We start from the raw sequence: 16783 nt of genomic DNA, 5'->3' as shown, positions 1-16783 counted from the left end.
TTAATCCTTTGGTAGATAGCCCTCAGCGAAGCCCCAGCCGACGCGCCAGCCGACTGAGGTTGGCGCGGTCCAGGCCCAGTTCGCGCGCAGCGGCGGCCCAGTTTTCTGCATGCCGTTGCAGGCAGTTTTCAATGACCTGGCGTTGGTAGTCATCCATGGCTTCACGCAGCCCACCCTCGGGCAATGACGCCGCTTGCAGCGGGGTGGGTGAGGGCAGGGGGGGCAACGCGGGGGCGGCACGCAAGTCCAGGTCGATGGCATCCAGGGTGAGGATGCGTGGCCGGTCGGGGTGCTGGCCCAGCGCCTTGAGTGCCGAGCGACCGATCAGGTGTTCCAGCTCTCGCACGTTGCCTGGCCAGTCGTAGGCCAGCAGCGCGGCCTGGGCTTCGCTGCTCAGGCGCAGGCTGTTCAGGCCCAGGCGCGAACGGTTCTGTTCGAGGAAATAGCCCGCCAATAGCAGCACATCACGCCCACGTTCACGCAGCGGCGGCACGTGCAGCGGGTACACACTCAGGCGGTGGTAGAAGTCGGCGCGGTAGTTACCGTCGCGTACTTCTGTTGCCAGGTCACGGTTGGTGGCAGCGATCAGGCGCACGTCGACCCGGTGCTCACGGTCCGACCCCAGGCGTTGCAGCTGGCCACTCTGCAGCACCCGCAGCAGCTTGGCTTGCACCATCAGTGGCAGTTCACCGACTTCATCAAGGAACAGCGTGCCGCCATTGGCCAGCTCGAACTTGCCAAGGCGTTCGCCATGGGCGCCGGTGAAGGCGCCGCGCACGTGGCCGAACAGTTCGCTTTCCACCAAGGTGTCGGGCAATGCGGCGCAGTTGAGGCTGATCAGGGGCTTGTCGGCACGGTTGCTGGCCTGGTGCAGGGCCTGGGCCACCAGCTCTTTGCCGACGCCGGTCTCACCGGTGATCAGCACGGTCAGTTCGCTGCCGCCGACCAGGCGTATCTCCTCTTCCAGGCGTTTGTGCGCGGCGCTCTGGCCAATCAGCTGCTTGTCTTGGGTGCTGGCCTGGCGGTAGATCTCGGCGCGGTGGTGTTCGTCTTCTGCGCGCAGGGCCAGGTGCTCGATGCGCTCGGCCACCGTCACCGTGGCGGCGGCCAGGCTGGCGAAGGCCTGCAGGGCATCCAGTTCCAGGCTCTGGAACTGCCCTGGGGTGAGTGCGTCGAGGGTCAGCAGGCCCCACGGGCGTTCGTCGACCATCAAGGGGCAGCCCATGCAGTCATGCACTTCAAGGTCGGCATCGGCGGCGGTGACCAGGCCGTCGTAGGGGTCGGGCAGTTCCGAATCGCTGGGGAAGCGAGTGGGTTGCGGGCGGCTCAACAGGACCTGGAAGCGCGGGTGCTCGCTGACCTTGAAGCGTCGGCCCAGGGTATCGGCGCTCAGCCCATCCACCGCCAGAGGCACCAGCCACTCACCGTCCAGGCGCAGCAGCGCGGCAGCGTCGCAAGGCAGCAGCCCACGCATGGCCTGAAGCAGTCGACGGTAACGTTCGTGGTCGCTCAGGTCGCGGGACAGGTCGCTGACCAGAGGGAGGAGGGCGGTGAGCAGGGGCTTTGCAGTCATAAGGACTCCTATTGGTCATTATGACTATACGCCGGCCTGGGTCATTATGACATGGCCTGCGTCAACCCCTTGATTTTGCTGGCGATAAAAGTTGGCACGATTGGTGATATGCCTAATTCAATCATTACAAGCCACAGGTTCAGGAGTCGTTGCAATGCTCAATGCCGAACAACGTGCAATCATCAAGGCCACCGTACCCCTGCTGGAAAGCGGCGGCGAAGCACTGACCACCCACTTCTACAAGATGATGCTCAACGAGTACCCGCAAGTACGCCCGCTGTTCAACCAGGCCCACCAGGCCAGCGGCGACCAGCCACGTGCGTTGGCCAACGGCGTGTTGATGTATGCCCGCCACATCGACCAGCTCGAACAGCTCGGTGGCCTGGTCGGGCAGATCATCAACAAGCACGTCGCGCTGCAGATCCTCCCGGAGCACTACCCGATCGTAGGCAGCTGCCTGCTGCGTGCCATCGAAGAAGTGCTTGGCAAGGAAATCGCCACCCCTGAAGTGATCGCTGCCTGGGGCGCCGCGTATGGCCAGTTGGCCGACATCCTCATCGGCGCCGAAGAAAGCCTCTATAAAGAGAAGGAACAAGCCGCCGGTGGCTGGCGCGGTACCCGCGCGTTTCGCCTGGTACGCCGCGAGCAGGAGAGCAGCGAGATCGTCTCGTTCTACTTCGCGCCGGTGGATGGCAAGCCGGTGCTCAAAGCCGAGCCAGGGCAGTACATTGGCCTGCAGTTGTTCATTGACGGTGCCGAGCAGCGTCGCAACTACTCCTTGTCGGCCCTGTGCGACGGCAAGCAATACCGCATCAGCGTCAAGCGCGAAGCCGGTGGCAAGGTCTCCAATTACCTGCACGACGAACTGGTCGTGGGCGAGACGTTGCAACTGTTCCCGCCAGCGGGCGATTTTACCCTGGCCGCCAGCGACAAGCCGCTGGTGCTGATCAGTGGTGGTGTGGGTATCACCCCGACCCTGGCGATGCTTGAAGCGGCGCTTGCGACCCAGCGCCCGGTGCATTTCATCCACTGCGCGCGCAACGGTGCCGTGCACGCCTTCCGTGACTGGATCGATGGGCTGGCCGAGCGCCACCCGCAGCTCAAGCGCTTCTATTGCTACGCAGAGCAGGATGCCGACGACCAGGCCGATGCCGTGGGCCTGCTGAGCCAGGAGCTGTTGGCGCAGTGGCTGGGGCGTGAGCGTGACGTCGATGCCTACTTCCTCGGGCCCAAGGGCTTCATGGCAGTGATCAAACGTCACCTCAAGGGCCTGGGCGTGCCTGAACAGCAGAGCCGCTACGAGTTCTTCGGGCCGGCGGCAGCGCTGGAGTAACCTGCGCCTATTGTGGGTAGGCGCCCCGACAAGGCCGTGCCTGCCCAGAGCACCTCATCTATATAAAGGAGAGATGAAACAGGCCCCGAACCTTTCATCTTTAATCCTCCTTTAATCACGGTATCCTTCACTCCCGGGTGTCGAGGGGCTTGCTCCTGTGCGGCACCCGGGTAGCCGCTTTTTTGCCGTGGGGCGTTGAACCGACGTCGCCAAGGCCGGTCTCAGCCATCTCCGGATAATCCGCGCAGTGCCATCACGCCGCCACCTCGGCACGCTCAAAAGGCCCTGCCCAGCGTGTAGAATTGCGCACAGGCAGGCGGACCACGCGGCCACTATCCATCGAAGGAATCGGCAATGAACGAACAAACATCGCGCCTGAATCGGGAACGGCGCTTTCTGGTGCTGCTAGGGCTGATCTGCCTGTCGCTGATCGGTGGCGCCCTCTATATGCAAGTGGTGCTGGGCGAGGCGCCTTGCCCGCTGTGCATCCTGCAGCGCTATGCCCTTCTGTTTATCGCCGTGTTCGCCTTCATCGCCGCCGCGATGCCGGGGCGCCGCAGCCTGACCTTGTTCGAAGGCCTGGTGGTGCTCAGCGCGGTGGGCGGAATCGTTGCGGCCGGCAACCATGTGTATATACTCGCCAACCCCATGGTCAGTTGCGGCATCGATACCCTGCAGCCAATCGTCGATGACCTGCCCCTGGCCAAGCTGTGGCCACTGGCGTTCCAGGTCGACGGCTTCTGCAGCACGCCGTACCCACCGATCCTCGGTCTGTCGCTGGCGCAATGGGCACTGGTCGCGTTCGTGCTCACCGCCATTCTGGTACCGCTGGGTATCTACCGCAACCGACGTCAGTCTTAGACAAAAGTCCCGAATTGTGTGAGGTCTTTTGCACCGCGTGAGATGCGCAGAAAGTTGCTCCCCGCTTGATCCAGATCAATCACGAAGCCTTGTAGAATGCGGCTTTGAGGGCTACCGGGCGGGGTGCGACAAACTGTCGCGAAGTTGATTCTTCGGGGTGCATTGTTACGTATTCTGTAAAAGACTGTTGCTCAATAAGTCATAGTCAAGGGTTGGCGACCTATCTACAATCGCCCCCAATTTCCGTTCGGCACTGCTTGCGAGTCGCAGGATTGAAGGAAGCCCCAGCGCTCCCTTTTGCTGACTTCGTCAAGTTTCGCCCAGCGGCGATACCGAGCGGACACCCCTCCGCGTTTTCCCGCACCAAATGGACTTGGTCTGAAGTACAGGCCTGTTGCCTACGAAACCATAAGCACCGCTAACACGCTTGAGCCAAGGTCCTGCAGTCGGACCCCAGGCAGGAGCGAGTACGGGCGCGAAATGCCTCACTTGGCAGGACGAAGTGTTGGCTACCAAAACACAAATTGCATTGAAGCAAGCTGATCTAGAGGTCGTGAGATGAGTAAAAAGCGTTACCCCAGACTGTTTGGCATATTGCCCTTTTTAGGCATGCTTTTACTCAGTGGGTGCAACTGGACCCTGCTCGACCCGAAAGGTCAGGTCGGCATTGAGCAAAAGAACCTCATCCTCATCGCTACCGGCCTGATGCTGCTGGTGGTGATTCCGGTCATCATCATGACCGTGGCGTTCGCCTGGAAGTACCGTGCTTCCAACAAGGCTGCGACCTACACGCCTGACTGGTCGCACTCGACCAAGATCGAGGCTGCGGTGTGGATCATCCCGATCCTGATCATCATCGCGCTGGGTTATGTCACCTACAAGTCCACCCACAAGCTGGACCCGTATCGTCCGCTGGATTCGGACGTCAAGCCGATCCAGATCGACGTGGTCGCACTGGACTGGAAGTGGCTGTTCATCTACCCGGAGCAGGGCATCGCGACGGTCAACAAGATCAACTTCCCGGCTAACACTCCGGTCAACTTCCGCGTCACCTCCGACGCCGTGATGAACTCGTTCTTCATCCCGGGCCTGGGCGGCCAGATCTACGCCATGGCCGGCATGACCACCAAGCTGCACCTGATCGCCAACGAGAACGGTGTGTTTGACGGTATCAGCGCCAACTACAGCGGTGCTGGCTTCACCGGCATGAAATTCAAGGCTACTGCCACTTCCCAGGAAGACTTCGACAAGTGGGTCGCCGAAGTGAAGCAGTCGCCTCTGAAACTGGGCAAGGCCGAGTACGAAGCACTGGCCAAGCCTAGCGAATACAACCCAGTCGCGCTGTACAGCGAGGCGCCAGCGGAGCTGTTCCAGACCATCGTCGACAAGTACGAAGGCATGAACCGCGGCAAGCCGGTCCACGAAGAAGCAGGCAGCAAAGATCTGGCCACCACCACGGGTGTGGAATCGAGTACGCAACCAGCTGCCGGTGCAGAGGAGTAAGAGATGTTCGGTAAATTAAGCCTGGAGGCGATACCCTATCACGAGCCGATAGTCATGGTGACGCTTGCCATGATCGCGCTCGGCGGTATCGCTGTCGTCGGCCTTATCACCTATTTCCGCAAGTGGACCTACTTGTGGACCGAGTGGCTGACCACGGTCGACCACAAGAAAATCGGGGTGATGTACATCATCGTCGCGATGATCATGCTGCTGCGCGGCTTTGCCGACGCCATCATGATGCGTACACAGCTCGCTGCTGCTACCGGCGGCTCCGAAGGCTACCTGCCGCCTGAACACTATGACCAGATCTTCACCGCTCACGGTGTGATCATGATCATCTTCATGGCGATGCCGTTCTTCACCGGCCTGATGAACCTTGCGGTTCCTCTGCAGATCGGTGCACGTGACGTTGCCTTCCCGTTCCTGAACTCCCTGAGCTTCTACCTGCTGCTGGCAGGCGTGCTGCTGGTCAACATCTCCCTGGGCGTCGGCGAATTCGCCAAGACCGGTTGGGTTGCCTATCCGCCGCTCGCGGGCATTCAGTACAGCCCTGGAGTGGGTGTCGACTACTACATCTGGGCGCTACAGCTCTCCGGATTGGGTACGACGCTTACCGGTGTGAACTTCCTCGTCACCGTGATGAAGATGCGCGCACCTGGCATGAAACTGATGGACATGCCGATCTTCACCTGGACCTGCACCTGGGCCAACGTGCTGATCGTTGCTTCCTTCCCGATTCTGACCGCTGCACTCGCTCTGCTGACTGTTGACCGTTATCTGGACTTCCATATTTTCACCAACGAGCTTGGTGGGAACCCGATGATGTACGTCAACCTGTTCTGGGCGTGGGGTCACCCTGAGGTTTACATCCTGATTCTGCCGGCCTTCGGCGTGTTCTCGGAAGTGACTTCGACCTTCTCCGGCAAGCGTCTGTTTGGCCACCACTCGATGATCTACGCATCGGGCGCAATCGCCATCCTGGGCTTCGCGGTATGGCTGCACCACTTCTTCACCATGGGTGCCGGCGCCAGCGTCAACACCTTCTTCGGCCTGGCGACGATGCTGATCTCCATTCCGACGGGTGTGAAGTTGTTCAACTGGCTGTTCACCATGTACCAGGGCCGTGTGCGCTTCACCGCGCCGATGCTGTGGACCCTGGGCTTCATGATCACCTTCTCCATCGGTGGCATGACCGGCGTTCTGCTGGCAGTACCAGGTGCCGACTTCGTTCTGCACAACAGCCTGTTCGTAATTGCTCACTTCCACAACGTGATCATCGGTGGTGCGGTATTCGGCTACATCGCCGGCTTCGCCTACTGGTTCCCGAAAGCCTTCGGTTTCACCCTGAACGAGAAGTGGGGCAAAGCTGCCTTCTGGTTCTGGATCTCGGGCTTCTACGTTGCGTTCATGCCGCTGTACGCCCTGGGCTTCATGGGCATGACCCGTCGTCTGAACCACTCCGACAACCCACTGTGGGAACCCTACCTGTACGTAGCCGTTGTCGGCGCCGTGCTGATCCTGTTCGGTATCGCTTGCCAGCTGATCCAGCTCTACGTTTCGGTCCGCGACCGCAACCAGAACCTGGACGTGACCGGCGACCCATGGGGCGGTCGTACCCTGGAATGGTCGACTTCGTCGCCACCTCCGTTCTACAACTTCGCCCACATGCCTGAGCAGGTTGGTCTGGATGCATGGCATGAATCCAAGGAAACCGGCGTTGCCTACAAGCCGGCGACCAAGTTCGACGCCATCCACATGCCGAGCAACACCTCTACCGGTTTGTTCATGGGCCTGTTCCTGACCGTCTTCGGCTTTGCCTTCATCTGGCACATCTGGTGGCTGGTTGGCGCAAGCCTGGTTGCAACCATCGCTGTCTTCGTTCGCCACGCCGCGCGTGACGACCAGGGCTTCATGGTTCCGGCCGAAGAAGTGGCGCGCATCGAAGGCGAGCGCATGAAAGCGCTGGCCAAAGCAGGTGCTCTGCCTGCCGGCGCACGTGTCGAATCGTTTGAGCGGGTGTAATCAATGTCCAGTCAAGTAATGCACGGCGCTGCTCATGGTCACGACCATGGGCATGACGACCACCACCACGACTCGGGCCAGATGACCGTACTCGGTTTCTGGCTGTACCTGATGACCGACTGCATCCTGTTTGCGTCGCTCTTCGCCACCTACGCGGTGCTGTCCGGCAGTTTTGCCGGCGGCCCGTCGGGTCATGACATCTTCCAGCTCGATTTCGTGCTGGTAGAAACCGCGTTCCTGCTGCTGTCCTCGATCACCTTCGGCTTCGCCATGCTGAAGATGTTCGCTGGCAATAAAGCAGGTGTACTGGGCTGGTTGGCTGTGACCTTCCTGTTCGGTGCAGGCTTCATCGCGATGGAAATCTATGAATTCCATCACCTGATCGCCGAGGGCTTCGGCCCGCAGCGCAGTGGCTTCCTGTCGGCGTTCTTCGCGCTGGTCGGTACCCACGGTCTGCACGTGACTGCCGGCCTGATCTGGATGGCAATCATGATGTACCAGATCAACAAGCACGGCATCACGCCGACCGCCAAGACCCGCATGAGCTGCCTGAGCCTGTTCTGGCACTTCCTGGACGTGGTCTGGATCTGCGTATTCACCGTCGTTTACCTGCTGGGGGTTCTGTAATGGCTAACGCACACGACACTCATCACGAAGGTAATCACGGTAGCGTGAAGTCCTACATGATCGGCTTTGTTCTGTCGATCATCCTGACCGCGATCCCGTTCGGCCTGGTGATGTTCCCAAGCCTGCCGAAGAACCTGACCGTCCTGGTCGTGGTGGCCATGGCCGTCATCCAGGTGGTAGTGCACCTTGTGTACTTCCTGCACATGGACCGCTCGCAAGAGCAGCGTTCCAACGTGTCGACGTTCCTGTTCACCGCCATGGTAATTGCACTGCTGGTCGGCCTGTCGCTGTGGATCATGTTCAACATCCACATCGAAATGATGGCCAAGTGAGGTAAGACTGCATGTCCGTTAAGCACTTTATCCAAATCACCAAACCGGGGATCATTTTCGGTAACGTGCTTTCCGTGGCAGGCGGATTCTTCCTTGCCGCGAAGGGCCATGTGGACTTCGCCCTGTTCCTGGCGGTGGTGGTTGGTACTTCCCTGGTGGTGGCGTCCGGTTGTGTGTTCAACAACTGCATCGACCGCGACATCGACATCAAGATGGAACGTACCAAGAACCGCGTCATGGTCCAGGGCGGCATGTCGCTGACCCTCGCGCTGATCTACGCCACCCTGCTTGGGGTGGCGGGTTTCAGCCTGCTGTATGTCCAGGCCAACCCACTGTCGGCGTTCTGTGCGCTGATCGGTTTCATCGTCTACGTCGGTTTCTACAGCCTCTGGCTGAAGCGTAAATCGGTGCACGGCACGTTGGTCGGCAGCCTGTCCGGTGCCATGCCTCCGGTGATCGGCTACTGCGCCGTCAGCAACAGCTTCGACCTGGCTGCAGTGACCCTGCTGGTGATGTTCAGCCTGTGGCAGATGCCGCACAGCTTCGCGATCGCCATCTTCCGCTTCAAGGATTACAGCGCTGCCAACATCCCGGTTCTGCCGGTGGCGCGCGGCATTCTTGCTGCCAAGAAGCAGATCGTGCTGTACGTGCTGGCCTTCGTGCTCGCGACCCTGATGCTTACCCTCGGCGGTTACGCCGGCCTCGGCTACATGGCCGTGGCGGCAGCCATGGGCCTGTACTGGCTGTATATTGCCTGGGGTGGCTACAAGGCCGAGGACGACAGCAAGTGGGCCCGCAAGGTGTTTGGCTTCTCCATCCTCACCGTTACCGCCCTGAGCGTGATGATGTCGGTGGACAGCCAGACTGCTGCGGACGTGCTGATGACCTACGCACGCTGATACCGCTGCCTGTTACACGAAAGCCCCGGCCATGTGCCGGGGTTTTTTTTACCTGTATTTCCTGTGCCGGCCTCTTCGCGGGGCAAGCCCGCTCCCACAGGTGTAGGGCAAGTCCCAATGCCTGTGTAACCCTGTGGGAGCGGGCTTGCCCCACGAAGAGGTCGGCCCTGAAAACATAAAATTCTAATTTTCAAAAAATACATCTGAAAAAATATAATAAAACAGGAAATTGTCCTTTACAGGTATCCTGTTTCGGCACTATCTTCTGATCCAGGCCGCTATATCGGCCAACGTCGCTCGGACGGTTCCGGGCGCTTACGTCTGCAGAGGAAACCATGGCCAACCCAGGTTTGCCGCGCCGCTTCGCGCGCATCGATCGTCTCCCCCCTTACGTCTTCAACATCACTGCCGAGCTCAAGATGGCCGCCCGCCGCCGTGGCGAAGACATCATCGACCTGAGCATGGGCAACCCCGATGGCGCCACCCCGCCGCACATCGTCGAGAAGCTGGTGCAGGTCGCCCAGCGCGAAGACACCCACGGCTACTCCACCTCCCGCGGCATCCCACGCCTGCGTCGGGCCATCTCCAATTGGTACAAGGAGCGCTACGAGGTCGACATCGACCCGGAAAGCGAAGCCATCGTCACCATCGGCTCCAAGGAAGGCCTGGCCCACCTGATGCTCGCCACCCTCGACCAGGGCGACACGGTGCTGGTACCCAACCCCAGCTACCCGATCCATATCTATGGTGCAGTGATAGCCGGTGCCCAGGTGCGTTCGGTGCCACTGGTGCCGGGTGTGGATTTTTTCAATGAGCTCGAACGGGCCATTCGCGAGTCCATCCCCAAGCCGAAGATGATGATCCTCGGCTTCCCGTCCAACCCCACCGCGCAGTGCGTCGAGCTGGACTTCTTCGAGCGGGTGGTGGCCCTGGCCAAGCAGTATGACGTGCTGGTGGTGCATGACCTGGCCTACGCCGATATCGTCTACGACGGTTGGAAAGCGCCGTCGATCATGCAGGTGCCCGGGGCCAAAGACATCGCGGTGGAGTTCTTCACCTTGTCCAAAAGCTACAACATGGCCGGCTGGCGTATCGGCTTCATGGTGGGTAACCCAGAGCTGGTCAATGCCCTGGCACGCATCAAGAGCTACCACGACTACGGCACCTTCACGCCCTTGCAGGTGGCCGCCATCGCCGCGCTGGAAGGTGACCAACAGTGCGTGCGGGACATCGCCGAGCAGTATCGTCAACGCCGTAACCTGCTGGTGAAGGGCTTGCACGAGCTGGGTTGGATGGTCGAGAACCCCAAGGCGTCGATGTACGTCTGGGCTAAGATTCCGCCGGAGTATGCGCACCTGGGCTCGCTGGAGTTTTCCAAGAAGCTGCTGGCCGAGGCCAAGGTCTGCGTGTCGCCAGGTATTGGCTTTGGTGATTATGGCGACGACCACGTGCGCTTTGCTCTGATCGAGAACCAGGACCGTATTCGCCAGGCGATCCGCGGTATCCGCCAGATGTTCAGGGCCGACGGCATGACCCACAAGTAAACCGCGCGGGGCCGCAACGCGGCCCCCATCGGGCAGGAGGTTGGCCTTCCGTCTGCCTGCCCGTTATGCACGCCAATACCTTCAGCACTCATTCTTCCTGTTCAGGTATTCAAATGAGTGTATTCACAGCCTATTTCTGCGGTACCGCTTCCAACCGTTTCGATGATGCAAACCCCAATTTCTGGAACGGTGAACTGGTCTCGACGTTGGCCAGCAACGATAAAGGGTTCGAGTTCGCTCATTGGATTGCAGTCGATGGGCCTGGTAGCGGCAACCTTCAGGACGACAACCTGTTCGTCGAGCCAGGCGGCTACTTCAACTGGAGTGGCCAGTTGTTCGGCCGCGGCTGGGAAGAAAACGTGAACCATGTGCTGCAAGTCATCAAGGGCGAAAGTAACTGGCAGCGCACCAAGCTTAGCGAGGATGCGTACACAAGGCTCAAAGACGCGGGCGTACCGATCCCGGATGCGTCCGCAACGGCATCCTGGTTCTGGCGAACCTACGACTATGGAGACCGCCACCCAACCCCACAGGAGCTGCAGGAGCAGATCATCAGCATGTTCCGCAAGCCGCGCCTGCCCACCCAGGTCAACCTGGTGGGCTGGAGCCGGGGTGGTATCAGTTGCCATATGCTGGCCAATGCGATGGCGCAAGACCCGGTGCTGCGAGATATCCCGGTCAACATTTTTGCCATCGACCCGGTGCCAGGCATTGGCAACATCCAGACGCAACGGGTAAAACTGGCGGGCAATGTCAGAGAGTACGTCGGTTTCTATTCGCGGGATGAGCGCTCCAAAGGTTTTGCCTGCGTGATCCCCTCTGTAGAGAGCGGCACGCACATTTGCATTTATCCGATGCCGGGCCGGCATGCCACCTTGGTCGGCAATGCGTCGGTCGATGGCGCGGGCGACGGCAAAGTGCTGACTGAGCCCGGTTTGATCGTGCGGCATTTCGCCGAAGTGTGCCTGACCCGTTGGGGTGTCGATTTGGACAGGCGACTGGCGCTGGATGACGACCAGTTGATGCGGCATCACCTGGCCATGGCCACTGCCGATGAGCAATACCAGGCCATGCGTAGCCAATCGTATACCGTCTTCACCGAAGGCAGCAAGGACGACCGGCTGGTGCACTGCGGCGAAGCCCAGGCGCACTTCAGCCAAGTGAGCGGCGAAAGCTATGACCCAGGCGAAGGCCTTGGCTTGCAACACTGGGATGCCAGCACTTACAAGGCCCTGCGATAGGTCAGGCGGGCGGCCATCCAGTGAGCTGGCCGCCTGTTTTTCGGGCTTCGGGCTTCCCGGATCAGCGGCGATTTTTTTTGCATTGCCCCTCTATCCAGCCGGCCCCGGTTGGATTGAAAATGGCGCAGCGGGCCCTGCCCCGATAACAACAACCTTCCCTCCGTGGCCTCATGTCCGAATATAACCCTTGCCTTGACTGCGGCGCCTGCTGCGGGTACTTCCGTGTGTCCTTCTTCTGGGGCGAATGCCAGTCTGCCGGGGGCGTTGTGCCTGACGACCTGGTGGTGCAGATCAACCCCACCCGGGTCGCCATGATCGGCACCGATGCCAAGCCTTGCCGCTGCGTGAGCCTTGCGGGCGAGATTGGCAAAGAGGTGGCGTGTACCATTTACGCCAACCGCTCGAGCCCTTGCCGAGAGTTTGAAGCGTCGTGGGAGGGTGGGGTGCATAACCCCAGCTGCGACGATGCTCGCGCGGCCTATGGGCTACCGCCGCTGACCCCGCCAGGGGCTAACGAGCCACATTGGCCGGATGACGGGGCTGAGGTAGCTTGAGGTTACTGAGTGGCCTGTACCCGCGAGAGGGTCATCCTGAATGGCCTGTCGGGGCGCGAGTAATGGCTGAAAGGTGCATGACGCAAGGGCTGCAGCGCTCTTGAGATCGAGCGCCGCCCGCGCGGCGCATTGGGTGCAGCTTGGGGCCCTCAAGTGGGCTGCGTAGCAGCCCATCCAGCCATGCTTTGCGCAAAGCCGGAGCAAGGGTTGCACCCATCCGGCAGGCTGGTTATCACGATCACGATCACACTTTGCGCCCCACCGCAAGACCCCAAAATGATCCCCAAAACACTATAAAAACCCAAGGCATCCCCCAGCCGCCCCGCTTGACGTTAAACTGTCATCTCCCCAGCAATGGACAGGAGATCCGGCGTGACCCCACCCCGCAGTTTCCCCAGTGACCTCTGCCTCGACAGCCCCCGCCTGCAATTGCGCCCGATGCGCCATGGCGATGCCGCGCAATGGCTGGCGATCATGGCCGACCCCGAGGTCATGCGTTATTGGCATCATGCACCCTGGCAAGACCTTGCCGAGGCTGAAAGCGCACTGGCCGCTGACCGCGAAGCCTATGCCAATGGCGACCAGCTCAAGCTAGGCATGTACCGCCGTGACAACGGCGAACTGATCGGCATGGTCCAACTGTTCAATATCGACGACGTTTCCCGCCGTGGCGAAATCGGCTACTGCCTGGCCAGCGCCGTACAGGGCAGGGGCTACATGGACGAGGCATTGACCTGCTTCATCGACTACCTTGCCCATACCCTGCACATGCGCCGCCTTGAGGGCGAAATCGACCCGCGCAACCAGGGTTCGGCACGCACGCTGGAGCGTCAAGGCTTCGTGCTCGAAGGCACCTTGCGGGCGCGTTGGTGCGTGGCCGGCGAGCTGTCCGACTCGGGTATCTACGGCTTGCTGCTGGAGCCACCTGTTGCTTGATGTTGTAGCGAGCATCAACGCCCGCCGAGTATCACACCACCGTAGTTGGCCTTTCGCGGCACCTACTTAGATCTGGAAGCGGGGCAGGGCCTGGGTTATGGTCGCAGCCTGTCCCGTTTTCCCCCAGGTGTGCCCCTTGCCCGTTTTCTACCTGAGCATCAGCCTGCTTTTGTACTTGCTCGCGCTTTTTTTCGATGGCGCGCTGATGAGTGGCGGCCGCCACATGCCGGCCTTGCAGATGTTGCTGTATGGGCCCTGGGGCATGCCGTTCGGGTTGTACCAGTGGTTTGCCAACCCGTTGTTGGCGGTGGCAATTCTTGCCCACCAGCGGTTCCGTCGGATGGCGTTGGCGTGCGGGCTGGCCGCGCTGTATCTGGCCGCCAGCAGCTTTGGCATCGACCGCCTGCCAGACAGCCAGAGCTACGACTTCAATGCACGCACCGGCTTTGGTGCGGGCTTTTATCTGTGGCTTGCGGCGATCGTAGTGTTCTGCGCGGGCCAGGCCTGGCATTGCTGGAAGGCCCGCAGCGCAGCCGACATGCCTGGCTGGCGCTGGCTTGATGTGGCCTTGATTGCTGCGCTGGGGGTGGCGTTGTATGCCGCCACGCAGATGCCGTCGTTGCGTTTCGAGCCGGGCAAGGTGCTGATGCCGCCGGAGCAACCGCAGTCATTTTGATACTCACAAGGAGGGTTTGCATGATCAAGCATTACCTGGCAGGCCTGGCACTGGCCTGCGTGCTGCCGCTGGCGGTGGCGGACGACTATACGCCGGCCTATGGGCAGTGCATGGACAAGGCTTCAAGCACCCTGGCCATGAGCGAGTGCATCAACGCCGAGACCCACGTGCAGGACCAGCGCCTGAACCGGGTATACAAGCAACTGATGGGCAAGCTGGATGCCGGGCAGCAGAAGACCCTTCGGGATGTACAGCGCAAGTGGATGGCCTACCGTGATGGCAACTGCATGTTCCATGTGCAGGCCAGTGGCGGAACCATGGCACAGCTGGAAGGCGGCACGTGCGTGATGGACATGACCCGTGACCGGGCGGCGGAGCTGGAGCGGGTGTTGGGGCCCGTGTAGGAGCGGCCTTGCGTCGCGAAAGGGTCGCGTAGCGGCCCCAGATTTCAGCTTCGCCGCGAATATTTTGGGGCCGCTACGCGACCCTTTCGCGACGCAAGGCCGCTCCTACGACGAGCGGGCCTTGAGGTATTCGCGCACCTCTACAGCGTCCCCGGCAAACTCGATACGCTCGGCCTTGGCATCGCGCTGATAGGCATACATCGGGTCGTAATACTCCGTCAGCAACCCTTCGATCCAACCCCTGTGCAAATCCACCGAGCCACAGCGCAGTTGCTCGTCCAGCGCTTCACGCATGACCGCCGACAACCGCTGGAATCGCTCACCGCCCAGGCGCTTGTGGATATTGGCCAGGCTCTGCAGCATGCGCTCGGCGAACAGCCGCCGCCCCAGCTCTTCGCCGTGCAGCGCGACGAATTCGGCGCTCAGGTTGACCACGTAGTCGCGCAGGATACGTTCGACACGGTTCTCGAAGCTGTCCTCCAGCCACACCAACGGGTACTGCTGCATGCCTTGGTACAACGCCAGCGGCACCGTGCAACTGCCGACGATACGGCCTTCATCTTCGAGCACGAACTGCTCGATGCCGCGTGCGCGCTTTTTCAGCACATCGACGGCCAGCTTGTTTTCGAAGTCGATCTGCGCAGGTTGCGCCGTGGCGCGTTTGCCGAAGCTGGAACCGCGGTGGTTGGCGTGGCCTTCAAGGTCGAGGACGTTGCTCAGTTGCTGCAACACATCGGTCTTGCCGGTGCCGGTAAGGCCACCCAGCAGGACGAAATCGCAGTGCTCCACGGCGTCCTGGGTGGTATCGAGGAGGAAGGTGCGCATGGCCTTGTAGCCGCCCTTGACGCGGGGGTAGTCGATACCCGCTTCATCACGCAGCCACTGCTGGACAATCTGCGAGCGCAGGCCACCGCGCGCGCAATACAGATAGCCGTCAGGGTGGGCCCGGGCAAAGCTGGCCCAGGCGTGCAGGCGCTCACGCTTGGTCGTGCCTCTGACCAGTTGGTGGCCGAGGGTGATGGCGGCGGCCTGGCCCTGCTGCTTGAAACAGGTGCCGACCTTCTGCCGCTCCAGATCGTTCATCAGGGGCAGGTTGACGACACCCGGAAAGGCGCCTTTGGCAAATTCGACGGGCGCGCGCATGTCCATCATCGGCACGTCGTTCAAGAACAGCTGGCGGTAGTCGGTGCAGTCGGGGCGCATCAAAGCACCTCGACTGCATGGCCCTGTCGTTCGACCAGGGTGCCGATGGGTGCCAGCGCCAGGCCCAGTTCGGCGGCCACAGCGAGAAACTGCGCTTCACCCTCAGGGCTGACCGCCACCAGCAGGCCACCGCTGGTCTGCGGGTCGCACAGCAGGTGCTTTTGCTCATCGCTCAAGGCGCCGATCTTGTGGCCATAGCTGTCGTAGTTGCGCAGCGTGCCGCCTGGGATGCAGCCCTCGGCCAGGTAATGCTCGACACTCGGCAGGCGGGGGACTGCGGCGTAGTTCAGCCGGGCGGTGAGGTGGCTGCCTTCAGCCAGTTCGACCAGGTGGCCCAGCAGGCCGAAGCCGGTGACGTCGGTCATCGCCATGACACCGTCGAGCTTGCCGAAGCGGCTGCCGGGGGTGTTGAGGGTACACATCCAGTCGCGTGCCAGGCCCTGGTCCTGTTCACGCAACTTGGCCTTTTTCTCGGCGGTGGTGAGGATGCCGATGCCCAGCGGCTTGGTCAGGTACAGCTGGCAGCCTGCAGTGGCGGTGTCGTTGCGCTTGAGGTGGCGCTTGCTGACCACGCCGGTGACGGCCAGGCCGAAGATCGGCTCTGGGGCGTCGATGGAGTGGCCGCCGGCCAGCGGAATACCGGCTTCGGCACACACCGCACGCCCGCCGCGAATCACTTCGCGGGCGACTTCCGGCGGCAGCACGTTGACCGGCCAACCAAGGATGGCGATGGCCATCAACGGGTCGCCGCCCATGGCGTAGATGTCGCTGATGGCGTTGGTGGCGGCGATACGGCCGAAGTCGTAGGGGTCATCGACGATCGGCATGAAGAAGTCGGTGGTCGAGACCACGCCGCGTTCCTCGTCCAGGGCATACACGGCGGCATCATCGCGTGAAGCATTGCCGACCCAGAGCTTGGGGTCCAGGGCCTGGGCGCCGCTTTCGGCCAGGATCACGTCCAGCACCTTGGGGGAAATCTTGCAGCCACAACCGGCGCCGTGGCTGTACTGGGTCAGGCGGATTGGCTCGCTCATACGTTCCTCAGCAGATCAAATCGTTGCGCGATTGTAGCAAA

General features: G+C 61.2%; 16 protein-coding genes. 13 read left to right on the top strand and 3 right to left on the bottom strand.

Going from position 1 to position 16783, the window contains the following annotated elements:
* Positions 1 to 22 precede the first annotated feature (22 nt).
* Positions 23 to 1573, bottom strand: a complete 1551-nt coding sequence (gene norR, locus HU766_RS23370) for a nitric oxide reductase transcriptional regulator NorR (RefSeq protein ID WP_186661046.1) — start codon at positions 1571 to 1573, stop codon at positions 23 to 25.
* Positions 1574 to 1727: 154 nt separating this feature from the next.
* Here norR and hmpA point away from each other — a divergent pair, with 154 nt between their 5' ends.
* The 13 genes from hmpA (at position 1728) to HU766_RS23305 (ending at position 14505) form a co-directional block, all read left to right on the top strand.
* Positions 1728 to 2906, top strand: coding sequence for an NO-inducible flavohemoprotein (hmpA, locus tag HU766_RS23365; RefSeq protein WP_156310420.1), 1179 nt, complete (start codon positions 1728 to 1730; stop codon positions 2904 to 2906).
* A 354-nt stretch (positions 2907 to 3260) separates the two neighbouring features.
* On the top strand, positions 3261 to 3767 hold the full coding sequence (locus tag HU766_RS23360; RefSeq protein WP_033701229.1) for a disulfide bond formation protein B: 507 nt from the start codon (positions 3261 to 3263) through the stop codon (positions 3765 to 3767).
* 558 nt (positions 3768 to 4325) lie between these two features.
* Positions 4326 to 5270, top strand: a complete 945-nt coding sequence (cyoA, locus tag HU766_RS23355; RefSeq protein ID WP_012316183.1) for a ubiquinol oxidase subunit II — start codon at positions 4326 to 4328, stop codon at positions 5268 to 5270.
* A gap of 3 nt (positions 5271 to 5273) precedes the next feature.
* Positions 5274 to 7292, top strand: coding sequence for a cytochrome o ubiquinol oxidase subunit I (cyoB, locus tag HU766_RS23350; RefSeq protein ID WP_033701227.1), 2019 nt, complete (start codon positions 5274 to 5276; stop codon positions 7290 to 7292).
* A gap of 3 nt (positions 7293 to 7295) precedes the next feature.
* Positions 7296 to 7919 (top strand): cytochrome o ubiquinol oxidase subunit III, encoded by a 624-nt coding sequence (cyoC, locus tag HU766_RS23345; protein WP_033701226.1) that lies wholly within the window; start codon positions 7296 to 7298, stop codon positions 7917 to 7919.
* Complete coding sequence (gene cyoD, locus HU766_RS23340; RefSeq protein ID WP_186661044.1) at positions 7919 to 8251, top strand: cytochrome o ubiquinol oxidase subunit IV; 333 nt, start codon at positions 7919 to 7921, stop codon at positions 8249 to 8251. Before cyoC ends, cyoD begins: the two co-directional genes overlap by 1 nt.
* An 11-nt stretch (positions 8252 to 8262) precedes the next feature.
* Entirely contained in the window at positions 8263 to 9150 is an 888-nt protein-coding gene (gene cyoE / locus HU766_RS23335; RefSeq protein ID WP_186661042.1) for a heme o synthase, read from the top strand.
* A gap of 335 nt (positions 9151 to 9485) precedes the next feature.
* Positions 9486 to 10694, top strand: coding sequence for an alanine transaminase (alaC, locus tag HU766_RS23330; RefSeq protein WP_186661040.1), 1209 nt, complete (start codon positions 9486 to 9488; stop codon positions 10692 to 10694).
* A 113-nt stretch (positions 10695 to 10807) separates the two neighbouring features.
* Complete coding sequence (locus tag HU766_RS23325) at positions 10808 to 11935, top strand: hypothetical protein (RefSeq protein ID WP_186661038.1); 1128 nt, start codon at positions 10808 to 10810, stop codon at positions 11933 to 11935.
* 170 nt (positions 11936 to 12105) lie between these two features.
* Positions 12106 to 12489, top strand: a complete 384-nt coding sequence (locus HU766_RS23320; protein WP_033701218.1) for a YkgJ family cysteine cluster protein — start codon at positions 12106 to 12108, stop codon at positions 12487 to 12489.
* Positions 12490 to 12861: 372 nt separating this feature from the next.
* On the top strand, positions 12862 to 13425 hold the full coding sequence (locus tag HU766_RS23315; RefSeq protein ID WP_027595514.1) for a GNAT family N-acetyltransferase: 564 nt from the start codon (positions 12862 to 12864) through the stop codon (positions 13423 to 13425).
* Positions 13426 to 13561: 136 nt separating this feature from the next.
* Complete coding sequence (locus HU766_RS23310; RefSeq protein WP_186661036.1) at positions 13562 to 14101, top strand: hypothetical protein; 540 nt, start codon at positions 13562 to 13564, stop codon at positions 14099 to 14101.
* 20 nt (positions 14102 to 14121) lie between these two features.
* Positions 14122 to 14505 (top strand): lysozyme inhibitor LprI family protein, encoded by a 384-nt coding sequence (locus tag HU766_RS23305; RefSeq protein ID WP_033701215.1) that lies wholly within the window; start codon positions 14122 to 14124, stop codon positions 14503 to 14505.
* A gap of 105 nt (positions 14506 to 14610) precedes the next feature.
* Here HU766_RS23305 and mnmH read toward each other — a convergent pair whose 3' ends face one another.
* On the bottom strand, positions 14611 to 15708 hold the full coding sequence (mnmH, locus tag HU766_RS23300; protein ID WP_186661034.1) for a tRNA 2-selenouridine(34) synthase MnmH: 1098 nt from the start codon (positions 15706 to 15708) through the stop codon (positions 14611 to 14613).
* Positions 15708 to 16742 carry a selenide, water dikinase SelD gene (selD, locus tag HU766_RS23295; RefSeq protein ID WP_186661032.1) on the bottom strand — a complete coding sequence of 345 codons (1035 nt, stop codon included), beginning with the start codon at positions 16740 to 16742 and terminating at the stop codon, positions 15708 to 15710. Before selD ends, mnmH begins: the two co-directional genes overlap by 1 nt.
* Positions 16743 to 16783 lie beyond the last annotated feature (41 nt).

Source organism: Pseudomonas sp. SWRI77 (assembly GCF_014269105.1).
GTDB classification, from domain to species: Bacteria; Pseudomonadota; Gammaproteobacteria; order Pseudomonadales; family Pseudomonadaceae; genus Aquipseudomonas; species Aquipseudomonas capeferrum.
The sequence above is the reverse complement of the archived record's forward strand: the minus strand, read 5'-3'. Positions and strand labels throughout refer to the sequence as shown.

Bases quoted from the DNA above. Each gene is read 5' to 3' on its own strand.
- norR (WP_186661046.1), bottom strand. From the start codon at position 1,573: ATGACTGCAAAGCCCCTGCTCACCGCCCTCCTCCCTCTGGTCAGCGAC.
- hmpA (WP_156310420.1), top strand. From the start codon at position 1,728: ATGCTCAATGCCGAACAACGTGCAATCATCAAGGCCACCGTACCCCTG.
- HU766_RS23360 (WP_033701229.1), top strand. From the start codon at position 3,261: ATGAACGAACAAACATCGCGCCTGAATCGGGAACGGCGCTTTCTGGTG.
- cyoA (WP_012316183.1), top strand. From the start codon at position 4,326: ATGAGTAAAAAGCGTTACCCCAGACTGTTTGGCATATTGCCCTTTTTA.
- cyoB (WP_033701227.1), top strand. From the start codon at position 5,274: ATGTTCGGTAAATTAAGCCTGGAGGCGATACCCTATCACGAGCCGATA.
- cyoC (WP_033701226.1), top strand. From the start codon at position 7,296: ATGTCCAGTCAAGTAATGCACGGCGCTGCTCATGGTCACGACCATGGG.
- cyoD (WP_186661044.1), top strand. From the start codon at position 7,919: ATGGCTAACGCACACGACACTCATCACGAAGGTAATCACGGTAGCGTG.
- cyoE (WP_186661042.1), top strand. From the start codon at position 8,263: ATGTCCGTTAAGCACTTTATCCAAATCACCAAACCGGGGATCATTTTC.
- alaC (WP_186661040.1), top strand. From the start codon at position 9,486: ATGGCCAACCCAGGTTTGCCGCGCCGCTTCGCGCGCATCGATCGTCTC.
- HU766_RS23325 (WP_186661038.1), top strand. From the start codon at position 10,808: ATGAGTGTATTCACAGCCTATTTCTGCGGTACCGCTTCCAACCGTTTC.
- HU766_RS23320 (WP_033701218.1), top strand. From the start codon at position 12,106: ATGTCCGAATATAACCCTTGCCTTGACTGCGGCGCCTGCTGCGGGTAC.
- HU766_RS23305 (WP_033701215.1), top strand. From the start codon at position 14,122: ATGATCAAGCATTACCTGGCAGGCCTGGCACTGGCCTGCGTGCTGCCG.
- mnmH (WP_186661034.1), bottom strand. From the start codon at position 15,708: ATGCGCCCCGACTGCACCGACTACCGCCAGCTGTTCTTGAACGACGTG.
- selD (WP_186661032.1), bottom strand. From the start codon at position 16,742: ATGAGCGAGCCAATCCGCCTGACCCAGTACAGCCACGGCGCCGGTTGT.